This is a genomic window from Nitratidesulfovibrio liaohensis (assembly GCF_011682075.1).
In the GTDB taxonomy this organism is placed as follows: Bacteria; Desulfobacterota; Desulfovibrionia; order Desulfovibrionales; family Desulfovibrionaceae; genus Cupidesulfovibrio; species Cupidesulfovibrio liaohensis.
In genome coordinates this window covers 1-1,025 of sequence record NZ_VSMK01000628.1, presented here as the reverse complement: position 1 = coordinate 1,025, position 1,025 = coordinate 1, and the positions used below count along the sequence as shown (strand labels likewise).

The following is a 1,025-nucleotide window of genomic DNA, read 5'->3' as shown; positions in this document are numbered from 1 at the left end:
CTGCCCGGCTGGCGCCTGCCGGGGTGACCTTCCGCGCGTGCCCGGCCTCGCTGCCCCTGCTGGGCGACGCCGCCACCGCTGCCGCCCCGGAAGACTACGGCATGGAATTCCACGACCTGATCCTGGCCGTGCGCGTGGTGGACGACATGGACGAGGCGCTGGCCCACATCGCCGCGCACGGCTCCAACCATACAGAAATCATCTGCACCCGCGACCACGCGCGGGCCATGCGCTTCCTGCGCGAGGCCGACGCCTCCATGGTGGCGGTGAACGCCTCCACCCGCTTCAACGACGGCGGGCAACTGGGCCTTGGCGCCGAAATCGGCATCAGCACGTCCAAGCTGCATTCCTATGGCCCCATGGGCGTGCAGGAACTGACCACCACCAAGTTCGTGGTGTTCGGCGCGGGCCAGGTCCGGGAATAACGGGCGTAGAAGAATAGCCGAAACATCGGACTGGCGCGGCGGCCCGCCGGGTACCGCCGCGCTGGCATTGCCTGCGTGGTCCGCCAGCACTTGCTGCACGAAACGCATCACGAAACCGGAAGTGACCAAGGGGACGGCGAAAGGTTCATGCAGCGCATCGGCATACTTGGCGGCAGCTTCAACCCGGTGCATGCGGGGCATCTGCGCCTGGCCATCGAAGTGGCCGAGGCGCTGCGGCCCGACCGCATCGACCTCGTGCCCTGCGCCGTGCCCCCCCACAAGGAAGCCCACGACCTGCTGCCTTTCGGGTTGCGCCTGTCACTGCTGCACGCCGCCGTGCGCCCCTTTGCCGGGCTTGCGGTGAACGCCCTGGAAGGCGGACGCAGCGGCCCCTCGTACACCTGGGACACCCTGCACGCCTACCGCGCCGCAGAACCGGATGCCACGCCGTTCTTCATCCTGGGCGGCGAGGACTTCGAGATGCTGCCCCACTGGCACCGGGGGGTGGAGTTGCCGCGCATCGCCGACTTCGTGGTGGTGCCCCGCGCGGGCAGCGGGCCGGAAGCCTTCCGCGCCGCACTGGCCGCCCACTGGCCCGAC

Annotated in this window: 1 protein-coding gene and 1 pseudogene; both read left to right on the top strand. The window is 69.7% G+C overall.

Translation table 11 applies throughout. The features are described from left to right. Positions 1-425: pseudogene (locus FVW27_RS16860) on the top strand (glutamate-5-semialdehyde dehydrogenase); the annotation flags it as partial. Between the two features lie 147 nt (positions 426-572). Then, positions 573-1,025: nicotinate-nicotinamide nucleotide adenylyltransferase (locus tag FVW27_RS16855; protein ID WP_167127370.1), on the top strand; the 453-nt coding region annotated here is incomplete at its 3' end.